18 protein-coding genes and 1 pseudogene are annotated in these 15,454 nt (G+C 73.0%); 13 read left to right on the top strand and 6 right to left on the bottom strand.

The features are described from left to right. Window positions 1-425: 425 nt before the first annotated feature. Together ACN6LM_RS19645 and ACN6LM_RS19650 are read right to left on the bottom strand one after the other, a co-directional pair. On the bottom strand, window positions 426-644 hold the full coding sequence (locus tag ACN6LM_RS19645; RefSeq protein WP_445066688.1) for a hypothetical protein: 219 nt from the start codon (window positions 642-644) through the stop codon (window positions 426-428). A 90-nt stretch (window positions 645-734) separates the two neighbouring features. Continuing rightward, window positions 735-1,283, bottom strand: coding sequence for a hypothetical protein (locus tag ACN6LM_RS19650; RefSeq protein WP_445066689.1), 549 nt, complete (start codon window positions 1,281-1,283; stop codon window positions 735-737). 101 nt (window positions 1,284-1,384) lie between these two features. On the opposite strand from ACN6LM_RS19650, the gene ACN6LM_RS19655 reads away from it, so the two are divergent. Both ACN6LM_RS19655 and ACN6LM_RS19660 read left to right on the top strand, forming a co-directional pair. After that, window positions 1,385-1,513, top strand: coding sequence for a hypothetical protein (locus tag ACN6LM_RS19655; protein ID WP_445066690.1), 129 nt, complete (start codon window positions 1,385-1,387; stop codon window positions 1,511-1,513). Between the two features lie 374 nt (window positions 1,514-1,887). Further along, window positions 1,888-2,817, top strand: coding sequence for a YDG/SRA domain-containing protein (locus ACN6LM_RS19660; protein WP_445066691.1), 930 nt, complete (start codon window positions 1,888-1,890; stop codon window positions 2,815-2,817). Here ACN6LM_RS19660 and ACN6LM_RS19665 read toward each other — a convergent pair. Both ACN6LM_RS19665 and ACN6LM_RS19670 read right to left on the bottom strand, forming a co-directional pair. Then, window positions 2,814-3,314 (bottom strand): GNAT family N-acetyltransferase, encoded by a 501-nt coding sequence (locus ACN6LM_RS19665; protein ID WP_445066692.1) that lies wholly within the window; start codon window positions 3,312-3,314, stop codon window positions 2,814-2,816. The two genes, ACN6LM_RS19660 and ACN6LM_RS19665, sit on opposite strands and share 4 nt — an antisense overlap. 208 nt (window positions 3,315-3,522) lie before the next feature. Beyond that, window positions 3,523-4,527: a hypothetical protein gene (locus ACN6LM_RS19670; protein ID WP_445066693.1), complete on the bottom strand. Its 1,005-nt coding sequence runs from the start codon at window positions 4,525-4,527 to the stop codon at window positions 3,523-3,525. A 156-nt stretch (window positions 4,528-4,683) separates the two neighbouring features. On the opposite strand from ACN6LM_RS19670, the gene ACN6LM_RS19675 reads away from it, so the two are divergent. From ACN6LM_RS19675 to ACN6LM_RS19695, 5 genes are all read left to right on the top strand, one after another. Continuing rightward, a complete protein-coding gene (locus ACN6LM_RS19675; RefSeq protein ID WP_018105675.1) occupies window positions 4,684-4,842 on the top strand; it encodes a DUF3311 domain-containing protein in 159 nt (52 codons plus the stop codon). Beyond that, window positions 4,839-6,341: a sodium:solute symporter family protein gene (locus ACN6LM_RS19680; protein WP_445066694.1), complete on the top strand. Its 1,503-nt coding sequence runs from the start codon at window positions 4,839-4,841 to the stop codon at window positions 6,339-6,341. The genes ACN6LM_RS19675 and ACN6LM_RS19680 overlap by 4 nt, the downstream gene beginning before the upstream one ends. Before the next feature lie 66 nt (window positions 6,342-6,407). Continuing rightward, the gene (locus ACN6LM_RS19685; protein WP_445066695.1) at window positions 6,408-6,743 is read left to right on the top strand and encodes a DUF6412 domain-containing protein; all 336 of its coding nucleotides are present in this window, start codon (window positions 6,408-6,410) and stop codon (window positions 6,741-6,743) included. A gap of 91 nt (window positions 6,744-6,834) precedes the next feature. Then, on the top strand, window positions 6,835-7,605 hold the full coding sequence (locus ACN6LM_RS19690) for a YidC/Oxa1 family membrane protein insertase (protein ID WP_445066696.1): 771 nt from the start codon (window positions 6,835-6,837) through the stop codon (window positions 7,603-7,605). A 133-nt stretch (window positions 7,606-7,738) separates the two neighbouring features. Next, the gene (locus ACN6LM_RS19695) at window positions 7,739-8,596 is read left to right on the top strand and encodes a fumarylacetoacetate hydrolase family protein (RefSeq protein ID WP_445066697.1); all 858 of its coding nucleotides are present in this window, start codon (window positions 7,739-7,741) and stop codon (window positions 8,594-8,596) included. Window positions 8,597-8,678: 82 nt separating this feature from the next. On the opposite strand, the gene ACN6LM_RS19700 is transcribed toward ACN6LM_RS19695, so the two are convergent. After that, window positions 8,679-9,158 (bottom strand): heme-degrading domain-containing protein, encoded by a 480-nt coding sequence (locus ACN6LM_RS19700; protein ID WP_445066698.1) that lies wholly within the window; start codon window positions 9,156-9,158, stop codon window positions 8,679-8,681. After that, on the bottom strand, window positions 9,155-10,285 hold the full coding sequence (locus tag ACN6LM_RS19705) for a Gfo/Idh/MocA family oxidoreductase (protein ID WP_445066699.1): 1,131 nt from the start codon (window positions 10,283-10,285) through the stop codon (window positions 9,155-9,157). The genes ACN6LM_RS19700 and ACN6LM_RS19705 overlap by 4 nt, the downstream gene beginning before the upstream one ends. Window positions 10,286-10,340: 55 nt before the next feature. On the opposite strand from ACN6LM_RS19705, the gene ACN6LM_RS19710 reads away from it, so the two are divergent. From ACN6LM_RS19710 to ACN6LM_RS19735, 6 genes and pseudogenes are all read left to right on the top strand, one after another. Continuing rightward, a complete protein-coding gene (locus ACN6LM_RS19710; RefSeq protein ID WP_445066700.1) occupies window positions 10,341-11,459 on the top strand; it encodes an ROK family transcriptional regulator in 1,119 nt (372 codons plus the stop codon). A 526-nt stretch (window positions 11,460-11,985) separates the two neighbouring features. Further along, the gene (locus ACN6LM_RS19715; RefSeq protein ID WP_445066701.1) at window positions 11,986-13,044 is read left to right on the top strand and encodes a hypothetical protein; all 1,059 of its coding nucleotides are present in this window, start codon (window positions 11,986-11,988) and stop codon (window positions 13,042-13,044) included. Window positions 13,045-13,166: 122 nt separating this feature from the next. Then, complete coding sequence (locus ACN6LM_RS19720) at window positions 13,167-13,955, top strand: HAD-IIA family hydrolase (protein WP_445066702.1); 789 nt, start codon at window positions 13,167-13,169, stop codon at window positions 13,953-13,955. Window positions 13,956-14,068: 113 nt separating this feature from the next. Further along, window positions 14,069-14,623 (top strand): hypothetical protein, encoded by a 555-nt coding sequence (locus ACN6LM_RS19725; RefSeq protein WP_445066703.1) that lies wholly within the window; start codon window positions 14,069-14,071, stop codon window positions 14,621-14,623. Between the two features lies 1 nt (window position 14,624). Next, window positions 14,625-15,329 carry a class F sortase gene (locus ACN6LM_RS19730; protein WP_445066704.1) on the top strand — a complete coding sequence of 235 codons (705 nt, stop codon included), beginning with the start codon at window positions 14,625-14,627 and terminating at the stop codon, window positions 15,327-15,329. Next, window positions 15,319-15,454 (top strand): annotated as a pseudogene (locus tag ACN6LM_RS19735) (polyamine ABC transporter ATP-binding protein); the annotation flags it as partial. The gene ACN6LM_RS19730 and the pseudogene ACN6LM_RS19735, both read left to right, overlap by 11 nt.

Consider the following 15,454-nt stretch of genomic DNA (forward strand, 5'->3'; position numbering starts at 1 on the left):
TCCCGGGCGCGTCTCCGTCGCCCCCGGGTATCGCTCGCGGTTCGTCGCCCACGACTGGCGCGGAGGCATGCGGCCGGCCTACGGCGGGCGGCGCCGAGTAGCGTGTCGCGGCAACGCTACTCGGCTCCCAGGCCCGCCCACGCACGACGCGGCCTGGCGGAACGAGGGCCGGGCAGCATGACCGAGGACGACTGGAACGACGCCACCGCCTACGACGCCACTGTCTACGACGCCACCGCCTACGATGCCACCGTCTACGACGACGCCGTCCAGCGCGTGCGGCGTGCGACGCGGGGCGGCTGGACGGCGATTACCGGCACGCCGGCGACGCTGGGCTGCGCCGCGGTGGTGGTCGCCGGGGGCGTGCCTGGTAGCGGTCTTCGCGTGCGCGTACCTCGTCGTGTCGGTGAACCGCCGGCCCGCGCTCAGCCCCCGTACGGACCCATGTTCTGGTTCTGCACGTGCCTGTGCGCCAGGGCCTGCGCCTGCCCCTGCTCGGCCGCCCCCCGCTCGCGGGCCCCGCGCTCGCCGGAGCCGCCGCGCATCCGCAGGGCTACGAGGCACGCGGCGACGATCACGCCAAAACCGACCACGAGACTGATGAACAGCACCATGAGTTCCCCCCACTCCGACGGAAGGGCCACGGACTGCGCCCCTCGCTGCTTGTACCCATCGTTGCTTGTTGGGCGTTCGAGGGGAAGCGGGATCGCGCCCGGATCGGGCGGGCTGCCCGCTCAGGCGGGTCCGGCGAGGGTGGCGGCGAAGGACGCCAGGGCGGCGAAATCGTCGTCCCGCAGCCCGATCCGCGGATCGACGTGGTGGAGCAGCGCCGGGGCCGGGTGGTGGGCGCTGACGTGGGCGTGGTCGGCGTCGCTCTGTTCGTCGTCCACCCAGGCGAACGGCCGCCCGCCGGCGTACGCGAGCAACGCCTCGCACTTCCAGTGCACCCCGTCGGGGCGCTCACCGAACAGACCGTCCCCGAAGTCGACGAACGGCAGCTCGGGCAGGCCCAGGACGGGCCCGAACCAGGTGTTCGCGTCGTTCATCCAGGTGGTGGCCCAGCACAACTCGTACCCGAGCGCCGACAGCGCCTCGCCGTGGGCCGGGTTGAGCCACACCCGCAACGGCTTCGCGGAGGAGCGGAGCAGGCCGTGCCCCGTAGCGCCGAGGCCGCTCCGGGGCACGCGGATGGTGGTGTAGCCCGCGGGGCGTCGTTCGGGCTGTGCGGCGTACGGGTTCAGCGGTCCGTCGACGTCCAGGAAGAGAAGGGGCCGGGCCGCCATGGGACTCCCTCGGATGCGCGCGAGCGGTGCGTGGCGTGAGCGTACCGCCGCGTGCGGGACCTCTTGACCCCCCGTCCGGTCGAGGCCGCACGCTCGGGCCCATGAACGAGAACGACACCGCCCCGGACCCCAGGGACCACTTCGAGATCGCCGCCTTCCTCAGCGGCTTCTGCCGTGCGCTGAACGAACGCCGCTTCGAAGAGGGCGATCCGGCGCCTACTTCCCGATGACCTGCACGTGACGACCCCGGTCGGTGTGGCAACCGGCGCCGACGCGATCCGCCTCACGGGAGAGGCCGTCAACCGCGTCGCCGCCACGCTCCACACCTCCTCGGACGTCCTCACGCGGCAAGGGGGCCCACCCGCTCTTCACGGTGGGCGGGGTGCATGAGGACCGGTTCCGGCGTACGGACGAGGGATGGCGGGTGAGCCGGATCGGGGTGCAGGGCGGTGTGGATGGTGGAGGAGGCGCCGGTGGCATGGGGGTAGCTGCCGGAGAGGGGTGAGCAGGCGACCTACCGAAAGAGTTGATCTGAACCTGCCATGTCGGCGCCGATCGTCAAAAGGTATTGATAGAAGGTGTGCGCCATGGACAGAATGATCGCATGTCGCCCTCGAAGTCGAAGCCCATCTACTTTGGCCCCCCTCCGAACGTGATGGAAGGGGCGTGGTTCAGCAGGCATGATGACCTTTACGCTGCTGATGTACACCGGTTTCGCGGGCAGGGGATCTCTGGAACGTCGCATCAGGGCGTTGACTCGATTGTGGCGAGCGGTGGTTACGCTGCCGACGAGGACTATGGCGACGTCATCATTTACACGGCCCAGGGTGGGTCGCCTGACCAGGACGGACACATCACGGCAGACCAGCAGTTGACAGATGTTAACGAAGGAATGCTGGTCAACTATCGGGAAGGTCTGCCCATCCGGTATGTGCGCGGACTGGGCATCAAGCGACGCAAGGCGACCAAGGGGTACGAATACCGCGGGCTCTACCTCGTTGAGGACTACTGGAGCGTGCGCACCGACCGTGGCTTTCTCATGTGGCAGTTTCGTTTGACTAAGTCGTCGGCCGTGGAGCCCTGGGAGCCGTCGAAGAGTGGCGATGCTGCAGAGATTCGACCGGTCACGCCGCTTGAGAAGGCGGCCGCGAAATACGTGAGTGTTCAGCGGCGTGTACGGAACACCGCTGAGGCTCGGGCTGTCAAGAATCTGTACAGGAATGTTTGTCAGATGTGCAGCATTCCCTTGGTCGTGGACGCAGATGGTGGACGGTACAGCGAGGGTGCGCATATCCACGCGCTGGGAAGGCCGCACAACGGCGAGGACGTGCGCAGTAACATCCTCTGTCTCTGCCCGAACTGTCACGTTCTCTTCGATAGTGGCATGCGGCTCATTACCGATGACCTCAAGGTCGTCGACGCCTTCACTCAGAAGGTGCTGGGCGAACTGCACGTGCTGCCTGAGCACCGCATAGACCCCACTTGTGTCCAGCAGCACCGCAGCCGCTGGGCGGCTCGGGCGCAGGGGATCTAGGCGGAGCCCGCCCCCAGCACCCGCACGAACCCCACCCCCCGTTCCCCCGCCGGCACCACCGCCTCGCCCGTCTCCACGAAGCCCGTCCTCCTCAGCACCGCCCGCGACGCCGCATTCCGCGACGCCGCCCTCGCCCTGAGCACCGTCAGGCCGTACGTCGTGCGGCACAGCGCGAAGAGGTCGTGCACGGCGGTCGTCGCCAGGCCCCTGCCCGTGGCCTTCTCCGCGAGGCGGAAGCCGAGTTCGGCCGTGCCGGCGGAGACGTCCATCAGGTTGAAGCGGCCCAGGACCTCGCCCGTGTCCTCCGCCACCAGGACGTGGAAGTGGCAGATGCCCGCGGCCTGTTCGGCGAGCAGAGCCTCGTGGCGGGGCGGGTAGTCGGCGAAGTAGGCGTCGCCGCGGTCCGGGACCGACGCGGCGAAGAACGCGCGGTTGGCCTTCTCGAACGCGAGGACGGCCGGGGCGTGGTCGGGGCGCAGGCGCTGGAGTCCGGGCATGGGCGAAGGGTACGGAGCCGGGGCGCGCCCCGGCACCCGCATTCCGGCCGCTTCAACCGGCCGCGTCACCCTGGCCGCCGCATTCCCACCGCGTCAGTCCGCCCGCCGCGTTCCGGCCGCCTCACTCCGGCACCCGCATTCCCACCGCCTCAACCCGGCCGCCTCACACGGAGACCCCGAAGCCTCGGACCCGCTCCTGTGCCCGCCCCTACACCCGCCCCCCGTGGCATCCCCGATAGGACTCCCCCGACCCGCACCAGCACTCCGCGCTCTTCGCCGGGGGCCACGGCACCGCTCGGCCTCGCGCGGCCAGGGTCGTCGCGTACTGGGGGAGGAGGTCCGGGTCGGCCGGGGAGGCGGATTCGGAGGCGGCGAAGGCTTCGTAGGAGGGGACCGTGCCCCGGACGATGCCGAGGTTCGGGGTGCCCGCCGCCTGGAGGTCGCGCAGGGCCGTCTCCAGGCGGGCCAGGTGGTCCGGGTGGGAGGCGTACTCGCTGCCCAGGCTCGGGTACGCCGTGAGGAGTTCGCGGAACTCCGCCGCCGGCCAGTGCAGCACCGCCACCGGGAAGGGGCGGGACAACGCCGTGCGGTACGTGCCCAGTTCGGCGCGGAGGCGGGTGATCTCGGCACGCAGCTCACCCGGGTCCGACGATCCCAGGGACCACAGGCGCTTCGGGTCGTGGAGCTCGTCCAGCGGGACCGCCGCCGTGTGCAGCGTGTCCGCCAGCTCGTCCCAGGCGTCGTGCCCGACGCCCATCAGGCGGCGCACCCGGTGGCGGCCGGTCAGCAGCGACTGGGTCGCGTACGGGACCTCCTCGCCCGGGGCGATCAGCAGGCGCAGGGCCGTGGAGAAGAGGTCGTGCGCCGCTTCCAGCTCGTCGTGGGCCTCCAGCGTCTCGGCCGCGATCTCCCACGGGGCGGCCTCCTGCGGGGCCGCCACCCGGACGCCGTCGATCAGCGCGCGGGCCTCCGCCTCGTGGCCGTACTCCCACAGGTTCGCGGCGCTGAGCGCCTTCACCAGGTGCGGGTGCTCGGTGCGGGGGTCGCCGAGCAGGTCGTCGTAGAGCGTCGCGGCGCGGGCGCGGTCGCCGCCGAGTTCCAGGTGGGCCGCGGCCTGGAGGAGCAGCGGTTCGTGGTCCTCGGGGTACTGCGCCGCGGTGCGGAGCAGACGCTCGGCTTCGGAGATGTGGTCGGCAGGGGTGTCGGGGCGCATGCACCACACCGTACTGCTGTGCGGGCGCGCGGCGGGGGCTACTCCCCGGGCAACGCCCCGGGCCAGTCCGGGCAACGCCCCGGGCAATGGCCCGGGCATGCCGCCGACCCTCTAACGTGTCTCCACGTGCTCAGACGACGTCCGCAGTTGTTGTGGTTGCTGGTCCCCTACGTGCTCTACCTCGGGGCGCTGCCGTTCGTGAACCGGGTCCGGCCCGTCGTTCTCGGGCTGCCGTTCCTCTTCTTCTGGCTGCTCGGGGCGACCCTGCTGACCCCCGTCGCCGTGTGGCTGACCCGGCGGGGTGACCGCCGGTGAACGCCGCCGTCGCGACCTCCGTCTTCGGGGTCTTCATGGTCGCCACCGTCGCCCTGGGGCTGCTCGCCGTACGCGGCAGACGCGGCGGGGGAGGCGGGCTCGCCGAGTGGTCGGTGGGCGGGCGCAGCCTCGGCACCGTCTTCATCTGGGTGCTGATGGCCGGCGAGGGCTACACCAGTTTCAGCTACCTCGGCGCCGCCGGCTGGGGCTACAACTACGGGGCGCCCGTCCTCTACGTCGTCGCGTACATGTCCTGCGGCTACGCCGTCGGCTACGTCGTCGGGCCGATGCTGTGGGCGTACGCGCGCAAGCACGGTCTCGTCGGGATCACCGACATGGTGGCGCACCGTTTCGGGCGGCCCTGGCTCGGCGCGCTCGTCGCCGTTCTGGCGACCGTGTTCCTGCTTCCGTACATCCAGCTCCAGATCACCGGCATGGGCGTCGTCGTCTCGACGATCTCGTACGGGGCCATCAGCCTGAACTGGGCGTACTTCATCGCCTTCGCCGTCACCACCGGGTTCGTCGTCGTCAGCGGGCTGCGCGGCAGCGCGTGGGTCTCCGTGCTGAAGGACCTGCTGGTGATCGTCACGCTCGGCTTCCTGGCGGTCTACGTGCCCGTGCACTACTTCGACGGCTACGGGCCCTTCCTCGACCGGCTCGTCAGCGAGAAGAGCGAGTGGCTGACCTTCCCCGGCCACGGGGACAGCGGCCTCGGGCAGGCGTGGTTCATCACCACGTCGTTCCTGAACTCGCTCACCGTCGTGATCTTCCCGACCACCGTCGCCGGCTACCTCGGCGCCAAGAACGCCGACGTGCTCCGCCGCAACGCGATGTGGCTCCCCGCCTACAACGTCCTGCTCTTCGTCCCGATGCTGCTCGGCATGGCGGCGCTGTTCGTGGTGCCGGGGCTGGTCGGCGCCGAGTCCAACCTCGCCCTCTTCAAGCTGGTCACGGACTCGCTGCCCGCCTGGTCCGTCGGGGTCATCGGGGTGGCCGCCGCGCTCAGCTCGATCGTGCCCATGGCGGTGTTCATGCTGGTCATCGGCACGATGTGGGGCCGCAGCGTGCTCTCGCTCGTGCCCCGCTGGGAGCGCCGGCAGAAGGGCGCCGCGCAGCTGGTCGTCGTGGTCGCGGGCTCTCTGGCGCTGCTCCTCACGTACACCGCCCCGAACACCCTCGTACGCCTCTCGCTCATCTCGTACGAGGGGATGGCGCAGCTGCTCCCCATGGTGCTGCTGGGTCTGATGTGGCGGCGGCTGACGATGCTCGGGGCGTTGTCCGGGCTCGTCGTCGGGGTCGGCGTGGTGTGCGGGTTCGTGTTCACGGAGCACGATCCGGTGTGGGGCGTGAACGCGGGCATCGTCGCGCTCGCCGCCAACCTGGCGGTCGCGCTCGTGGTGACGTACGCCGGGCCGCGCGAGCGCGACGAACGGCCGGACGACGAGGTGCTGGCCCGGGACGAGCTGGAGGCGGACCGGATGGTCGTCAACGTACGTTGACCCACTCGGCCGGTCGTGTATAACGGATGGACCGACAGAAGCGGATACGGAAGGGAGGCACCGCCCATGGACACCGGCGCCATGAGCCGCGCACGCCGCGGTCTCTCCCGCGTCCTGCGCCCCGCGGGGCTGCTCCTCTTCCTCCTCACCGAGGTGCTTCTCGCCGAGGGCGGCAGCCTCTCCGCCGCCGTCGCGCTCGCCGCGACCGCGGCCGCCGGCACCGCGCTCGTCGCCTGCTCGGTCATCAGCGCCCGCTGCGCCGCCCCGGTGCCCCGCACCCGGGTGCGTACGGCCATGCGCGACCGGGAGAAGCGCACCGCGTTCCTTCCGCAACGGGACCCGGACGCCCAGGGGCGCCGGCGCCCCCGAGCGCCGGGCCGTGCCCTCCTGACGGCCGCGTAGGGGCACCGCCCTTCCCGAAGGAAGCCCTCCCGCGGACCCGTCACGCCGAAACCACACTTCCGGCACGACGAGACCCCCGGAGGGCTCACCCATGTCCGCCTTCATGTCCGCTTTCGCCAGCCTGGTCGGCGCCCTCGCCGACCTGCTCCACCCGCTCTTCCAGAGCGCGTCCACCGCCGCCGCGATCGTCCTGTTCACCGCGCTCGTCCGGCTCGCCGTGCACCCGCTCTCGCGGGCCGCCGCACGCGGGCAGAAGGCCCAGCGCCGGCTCCAGCCGCAGATCGCCGAGCTGCGCAAGAAGCACGGCAAGGACCGTGAGCGGATGCAGAAGGCGCTCATGGAGCTGCACCGCGAGGAGAAGGTCTCGCCGCTCTCCGGCTGCCTGCCGAGCCTCCTCCAGATGCCGGCGTTCTTCCTGCTCTACCACCTCTTCTCCAGCCAGAGGATCGGCGGCGAGGCGAACTCGCTCCTCGGCCACCAGCTCTTCGACGCGCCGCTCGGCGAGCGCTGGCACGACGCGCTCGGGAACGGCGGGATGTTCGGCGCGCAGGGCCTCGTCTACCTGGGCCTCTTCGTGATCGTGGCCGCCGTCGCCACCTTCAACTACGGGCGTACGAAGCGTCAGATGGCCGCCAACCCGGTCACCCCGCCCGCCGGCCCCGACGGGCAGCCGGTGCCCGGCATGGGGGCGATGAACCAGCTCATGCCGCTGATGTCCTTCTTCACCCTCTTCACCGTCGCCTTCGTGCCGCTGGCCGCCGCGCTCTACGTGGTCACCAGCACCACCTGGACCGCGATCGAGCGGGCCTTCCTGTACCGCGACATGACCGCGCCGGGCGCCGCGGTCGCCACGGCCGCGTAACCGGTCCGGACCGGTCCCGGTCCAGTTGGTGAACAGGGTCTTGCGGAGTGATCGGATGTCTTGGAGGATCGGACAAGCCTGCGATGGCCGCCACCCATCCGACGGGCCTGATCCCGACCGAGGAGAACGACTCTTGAAGCTGCTTCGTGTGGGTACGGCGGGCGCGGAACGACCGGCGCTGCTGGACGAGGACGGAACCCTGCGCGACCTGTCGGGCGTCGTCCCCGACATCGACGGCGCCCTGCTGGCCGACGAGGACGCGCTCGCCCGGGTGCGTGCCGCCGCCGCGTCCGGCGGGCTGCCGGCGCTCGACGCCGGGGGGCTGCGGGTGGGCCCGCCGCTCGCCCGCATCGGCAAGATCGTGTGCATCGGGCTGAACTACCACGACCACGCCACGGAGACCGGGGCGTCGATCCCCGGCGAGCCGATCCTGTTCTTCAAGGCCCCGGACACCGTCGTCGGACCCGAGGACACCGTGCTCGTGCCGCGCGGCAGCGTGAAGACCGACTGGGAGGTCGAGCTCGCCGTCGTCATCGGGCGCACCGCGCGCTACCTGGAGACGGCCGAGGAGGGGCTCGCCCACGTCGCCGGGTACGCGGTCGCGCACGACGTCTCCGAGCGCGAGTTCCAGATCGAGCGCGGCGGCACCTGGGACAAGGGCAAGAACTGCGAGACGTTCAACCCGCTGGGCCCCTGGCTGGTCACCGCCGACGAGGTCGCCGACCCGCAGGCCCTCCCGCTGAAGCTCTGGGTCAACGGCGAGCTGAAGCAGGACGGCACGACCGCCGACCAGATCTTCCCGGTCGGCGAGGTCGTCCGCTATCTGAGCCGGTTCATGACGCTCTACCCGGGCGACGTCATCAACACCGGCACCCCGGCCGGCGTCGCCATGGGGCAGCCCGAGCCCAAGCCGTACCTGCGGGCGGGCGATGTCGTGGAGCTGGAGATCGAGGGCCTGGGCCGGCAGCGCCAGGAGCTGAAGGACGCCTGAGGCGTTCCCAACGCGCTCCAGAGCGCCCCGATACATCGGAGGGGTGGGGTCCGTCGCGTACGGACCCCACCCTCCGCGTACGTCAGCCGTCGATCCGCGTCACGAACTGCTCCAGCGCTTCCACCACCAGCGCGTGGTCCTCCGCCTGCGGCAGCCCCGAGACCGTCACCGAGCCGATGACGCCCGCGCCCTCGACCGCGATCGGGAACGATCCGCCGTGCGCCGCGTACACGTCCGGGTCCAGCCGGGACGCCTCGTCGAACGTCGTCCCCTTCGCCCGGAACCGCGTCCCCACCAGGTACGAGCTCTCCCCGTACCGCTCGACCACCCGGCGCTTGCGGTCGATCCACGCGTCGTTGTCCGCGCTCGAACCGGGCAGCGCCGCGTGGAACAGCTGCTGCGCCCCGCGCCGGATGTCGATCGCGACCGGGGCGTGCCGCTCCCGGGCCAGCGAGACCAGCAGCCCGCCGAGCGCGTAGGCGTCGTCGTAGCCGAAGTGCGGCAGCGTCAGCCGGCGCTCCTGGGCGATCAGCTCGGAGATGGTCGGAGCGGTGGGGTTCATACGGGCTGCTCCTCGGGGGCGTGGGCGGGCGAGGGTACGGAGGTGCCGGCGCCGGCGGGCCGCAGGGTCACGGTGACCCCCTCGCGGGCCGAGCGGCGGGCCGCCTCCAGGACGTCCAGGGCCTCGGCGGCCTGAAGGGCGGTCACCGGATTGTCGCCCGTCCCGCGCAGCGCGTCCGTGACCGCCGCGTAGTACGCCGGGTAGTCGCCCGGGAGCGTACGGACCGGGGTGCCGCCGCCCGTGACCGGGGACTCGCCCGCGCCGAGCCGGCCCCACTGCTCCTCGCCCTCCTCGCCCCACGGCTCGCCCGGGACCGGCCGGGCGCCCTCGCGCAGAGCGGCCTCCTGGGGGTCGAGGCCGTACTTCACGAAGCCGGCGCTCGACCCGAGCACCCGGAAACGCGGGCCGAGCTGGGCCGTCGTCACGCTCACGTACAGGTGCGAGCGGACGCCCGAGGTGTGCGTGATCGCCACGAACGTGTCGTCGTCGGCCGCCGCGCCCGGGCGCCGCAGATCCGACTCGGCGTACACCTGGGCCGCCGGGCCGAACAGGGTCAGCGCCTGGTCGACCACATGGCTGCCCAGGTCGTACAGCAGCCCGCCGATCTCGCGCGGGTCGCCCGACTCGCGCCAGCCGCCCTTCAGCCGAGGGCGCCACCGCTCGAAGCGGGACTCGAAGCGCTGGACCTCGCCCAGGGCGCCGTCCGCGAGGAGCGCGCGCAGGGTGAGGAAGTCGTTGTCCCAGCGGCGGTTCTGGAAGACCGAGAGCAGCAGCCCGCGCTCATCGGCCAGCGCCGCCAGCTCGCGCGCCTCGGCCGCCGTGCCCGCGACCGGCTTGTCCACGACCACCGGGAGCCCGGCCTCCAGCGCCGCCCGCGCGAGCGGTACGTGCGTCCTGTTCGGCGACGCGATCACGATCAGGTCCAGCTCGTCCGCCCGCTGCCACAGCTCGTCGGGCGCCTCGGCGAACCGCACGTCGGGGTGGGCGGCGCGCGCCTGGGCGCGGCGCTCCTCGTCGCGGGTGACGACCGTGTCGAGCACCAGTCCTTCGGTGGCCGTGATCAGCGGGGCGTGGAAGACGGACCCCGCCAGGCCGTAGCCGACGAGTCCGACGCGCAAGGAGGTCATGGCTCCACTTTCGCAACGCTGTTGCCAAAGTGCAAGCGCGGGCCACAATGGTTCCGTGAACAGGAGCAACACCGGCGCGAACCTCCCCGCCCTGCGCAGCCACAACGCGGCCCTCGTCCTCGACCTGCTGCGGGTGGCCGGCGAGCGCGGCATCAGCCGGCTCGAACTCGCCGAGCGCACCGGGCTCACCCCGCAGGCCGTCAGCAAGATCACCGCCCGGCTGCGCGCCGAGGGCCTGGCCGCCGAGGCGGGTCGCCGCGCCTCCACGGGCGGCAAGCCCCGGACCGTGCTGCGGCTCGTCCCCGAGGCCGGGCACGCGGTGGGGCTGCACCTGGACCGCGACGGGCTGGCGGTGGTCCTGGTCGACCTCGCGGGCACGGTCGCCGAAAGCCGCACGGCTCCGCTGGACTTCGGTGCCCCGGCGGACGAGGTGCTGACGGCCGCCGCGCGGGCGGTCGCCGCCGTGCGGGGGGACGGGGCGCTGCCGGTGCTCGGGGTGGGCGTCGCGGCGCCGGGGCCGCTGGACCACCGGGGCGGGGTGCTGCACCGCGTGACGGGGTTCCCGCAGTGGGACGGCTACCCGCTGCGCGAGGCGCTCGCCGCCCGGACCGGGCTGCCCGTGCTCCTCGACAAGGACACCAACGCCGCCGCGCTCGGCCTCGCGCTCGGCGCGGAGGGCCCCGCCGACTTCGCGTACCTCCACCTCGGCACCGGCCTCGGCGCGGGGCTCGTCCTCGGCGGGGCGGTGCACCGGGGGGAGCGGACGGGGGCGGGCGAGTTCGGGCACCAGACCGTGCAGCTGGACGGCCTCCGGTGCGGCTGCGGCGGACGCGGCTGCCTGGAGGCGCTGTGCCTGGCCGCCGTCCGCCGGGGCGACGCGGCCGAGGCGGCGCGGGTGCTCGGGACCGGCGCCGCCAATCTCGTCGGGCTGCTCGACATCGACCGCGTGGTCCTGGGCGGCCGCACGGTCGCCGCCGACCCCGACACGTACGTACGCGGAGTGCGCGCGGTCCTGGACGAGCGCTCCCGCCGCGACGGGGCGCGCGGCACCCCGGTCCCGGTCACCGCCCACCGCGCGGGCGACCGCCCGGTCGCGGAGGGCGCGGCGCAGCTGGTGCTGGCTCCGCTGTTCGGACGGGTGGGAGAGGCGGACGGGGCCCCCGCGGCGGGCTGACCCGGGGGCGAGCCCCGCGGAGGCGGACCGGCCGGGGCGCACGTGCTCGGCGCGGGACGGGCTGCTGTTCCGGGCGCACGCTCCGCCGGATTCGGCCGATTCATGGGCACGCTCCGCCGGATTCGGGCCGATTTACGGGCGCGTCCCGCCCGGATTCGGGCCGATTCGCGGGCGCGTCCCGCCCGGATTCGGGCCGATTCATGGCCACGTCCCGCCCGGATTCGGGCCGATTCGTGCGCACGCTCCCTCGCTTCCGCCGTGGGCACGCTCCCTCGCTTCCACCGTGCGCACGCTCCCTCGCTTCCGCCGTGGGTACGCCCCTCGCTTCCGCCGTGCGCATGCCCCCTCGCTTCCGCCGTGCGCGCGGACCCCCGCCGCCATCCGGGCGGCCCTCCGGCACGCCTGCGCCGGGCGCTCGCGCGCGCGTGGCAGGGTCGGCCACCCCGAGGGGTGTCCGGCGCCGCGCCGCCCGCGGCGCCCCGCGCCCCGACCGGCCGTTGCCGCACGAAGTGGAGGCCGCCCCGCCATGCCCCCCGAACCCGCCGAGCCCACCGAGACCACCGATCCCCCCGGGGCCGGCCGCACCCGGCACGGCCTCGCGCTCGGGCTCGCCGCCGCGAGCGTGATGCCCGTGGTCCTCGGCGGGGCGACCGCGACCGCCGCCCCGCAGCGCAGCCCGGTCGCGGGTCCGGCCGGCCGGCTGACCCCGGCCGCCGCGCCCGGCTCGGCCACCGCCGACCAGCAGCCCGCCTGCGGCGGCCCCGCGTCGGCCGGCTTCCCCATCGACACCCGCATCCACGGCGGCCCCGACACCTACGCGTCCGGCGGCGGCTACGGCACCTGGTTCCTGGACCTGACGAACACGACGACCGAGTCCTGCCGGGCGATCCACCCCGTGCTCGTCCTCACCGACGACGAGCGGGTGCTGACCTCGGACCAGATCCAGCTGCAGTTCTCGGAGCGCGCCCACCCCGGGGTCGAGCACCGTGTGACCTGGGAGACGACGGACCGGGACGAGCACATCGGGGTCTTCGGCGGCGAGGACGGCGACGCCTTTCCCGGGTTCACCGTGCCCGCCGGACGCACCGTCACCGTCCAGGTCCGGCTGGCCTTCACCTCCGACACGAGCCCCGGCCGGATCACCGCGAACGCCGCGGTCGTCCAGCGGCGGGGCGGCGGGAGCGGCACGGGCGGCGACGGGGAGTGGGTCGGCGAGTCCGAGGACTACCCGTTCTCCGTGGTCGAGCCCGACGAGGACGGCACCCGCACCGGTGAGACGGACGGCGACCGCGAGAGCGCGGACGGGACGGGCCGGGAGCACGTGGGCGGCACCGGCGAGGACGAGGAAGAAGAGGGGAGCGGCACGGTGAAGGGCAAGGGCGACGAGGGGTACGCGGACCCCGGCAGGACCGGCACCACCCGGCGGCCCGTCCCGCCCGGCACCGACCCGGCGGGGGTCCCGCAGCTCGCCAGCACCGGCATCTCCGTCCCCGTACCCCTGCCCGCGCTCACCGTGTCCGGATTCCTGATCGGCGGCGGCGCGATGGTGCTCGCGACCCGCCGGACCCGCCGCGCGAACCACTGATCACCAAACGGTCAGCCAGTACCTCCACGTCGAACAGTCGGCCTAAACTCTGGGGCGTCGGCGCTGCACAACGCGGTGCCGCCGGCGTCCCCGCACCTGGCGTACGGCAACTGGAGTCCCACATGGCAGAGCGCAAGCCGATCTCGTCCTGGCTGACCGACATGGACGGGGTCCTCATCCACGAGGGCACCCCGATCCCCGGCGCCGACGCCTTCATCAAGCGGCTGCGTGACTCGGGGCTGCCCTTCCTGGTCCTGACCAACAACTCGATCTACACCGCCCGCGACCTGCACGCCCGGCTGAAGCGCATGGGCCTGGACGTGCCCGTGGAGAACATCTGGACCTCCGCCCTCGCCACCGCCCAGTTCCTGGACGACCAGCGCCCCGGCGGCACGGCGTACGTCATCGGCGAGGCCGGACTCACCACCGCGCTGCACGACATCGGATACGTGCTCACCGACCACGACCCCGACTACGTGGTGCTCGGCGAGACGCGTACGTACTCCTTCGAGGCGCTCACCAAGGCGATCCGGCTGATCAACGCCGGGGCCCGGTTCATCTGCACCAACCCGGACGAGACCGGCCCGTCCGCCGAGGGCCCGCTGCCCGCGACCGGCTCCGTCGCCGCCCTGATCACCAAGGCGACCGGCAAGGCCCCGTACTTCGCGGGCAAGCCGAACCCGCTGATGATGCGCACCGGGCTCAACGCGATCGGCGCGCACTCCGAGTCCAGCGCCATGATCGGCGACCGGATGGACACCGACGTGCTGGCCGGACTGGAGGCGGGCATGCAGACGTTCCTGGTGCTCACCGGGCTGACCACGGTCGCGGACATCGACAAGTACCCGTTCCGGCCGTCCACGGTCGTGGACTCCATCGCCGACCTGGTCGACCTGATCGAGCTGGGCTGACACCGGGTGGGGCGGACCCCTTGGGCGCCCGCCCCACTCCACCGGCCCAGTGCCCCCGCGCTGCGGATGCGGAACGCGCCCGCAGGAGTGAACCTTCCATCAGGAGGTTCACGATGCGTTCCATACCCCTCACGTTCTGTGCCGCCGCACTGGCCGCGGCGACCCTGGTGCCGATCCCCTCGGCACTGGCCGAAACCGGCTCCGGCCACGAGGACTCCCGGTCCCGCGCCGCCCTGTCGGTCTCGCCCTCGTCCGTCGCCCCGGGCGGCGAGGTCGAGCTGGAGCTGACCGGCTGCAAGGCCAAGGAGGCCAAGGGGAACTCCGACGCCTTCGTCTCCGAGGCGCGGTTCTCGTCCGGTGGCGACCGCACGCTCTACGCCGAGGCCCGCGTCCGGGCGGACGCGGAGCCCGGCGACTACGACGTCCAGGCGGTCTGCGACAAGCACACCCGGGTGACCGCCACCCTCACCGTCGTGCACCGCGAGCGGCCCATGCCCGTCGCCCCGGTCCACGCGGGCGGCGGAGGCACCGCCGTGCTCGCGAGCGAGACCGCCGAGCAGGACGGCCCCGGCACCACCCACGAGGTGATCGGCCTCGGACTGGCCGCCGTCGCGGCCGTCGCCGTCGCCTTCCGCAGCGTGCGCCGTCGCCGTCCGGCAGCCGACTGACATGTCCGCACCGGAGGAGTCGCCGGGCCGTGGCAGGCTGCTCACCGGAGTGACCTGGGCCGTCATCCTGCTGGGCCTGTGGCTCTGGGGCCGCGGGATCACGGACGGCTCCGGCATCGGCTCGGCCCCGACCACCGGCGACGTCGCCGCGGTCGGGCGCCCGCTCGGCGTGCCGCTGCCCCCGGCGCACGCGCCGATCCCGGGCGTCGCGCCGAAGAGCGTCGAGATCCCCTCGATCGGCGTCGAGGCCCCCGTCGTCTCCCGGGGCCTGGACGCCGAGGGCGCCATCGAGCCGCCGTCCTTCGACACGCCCCGGACGGTCGGCTGGTACGGCGCCGGCACCCGGCCCGGCGCCGAGGGGCCGGCCCTGTTCGTCGGCCACGTCGACACCGAGACCAAGCCCGCCGTCTTCTACGGCCTCAGCGCGGCCCGCCCCGGCGCGAAGGTCGACGTGACGCGCACGGACGGCACGGTCGCCGAGTTCACCATCGACGACGTGCAGGTCCTCACCCGGGCCAGGTTCGACGCCCAGAAGGCGTACGGGCCCCGCAAGGACGGGCGGGCGGAGCTCCGGCTGATCACCTGTGGCGGCACGTACGACCAGGAGTCCCACTCGTACACCGCGAACGTGGTCGTCTCGGCCTACCTGACCGCGGAGAAGAGCGCGGAGGGCGGTACGGAGAAGACCGCGGGCGAGGCGGCCTGATCCGGACCGGTGGCAGCGGTACCCGGCCCTGGCGCGCGCCGGGCAGCTGGTCCACGACACGGTGACCCGGGACGCGACGCTGCACGACGCGCTGGAGGCGGTGCTCACCGACAGCGGCGGGCGGG

This window comes from Streptomyces sp. SAS_281, assembly GCF_052542855.1.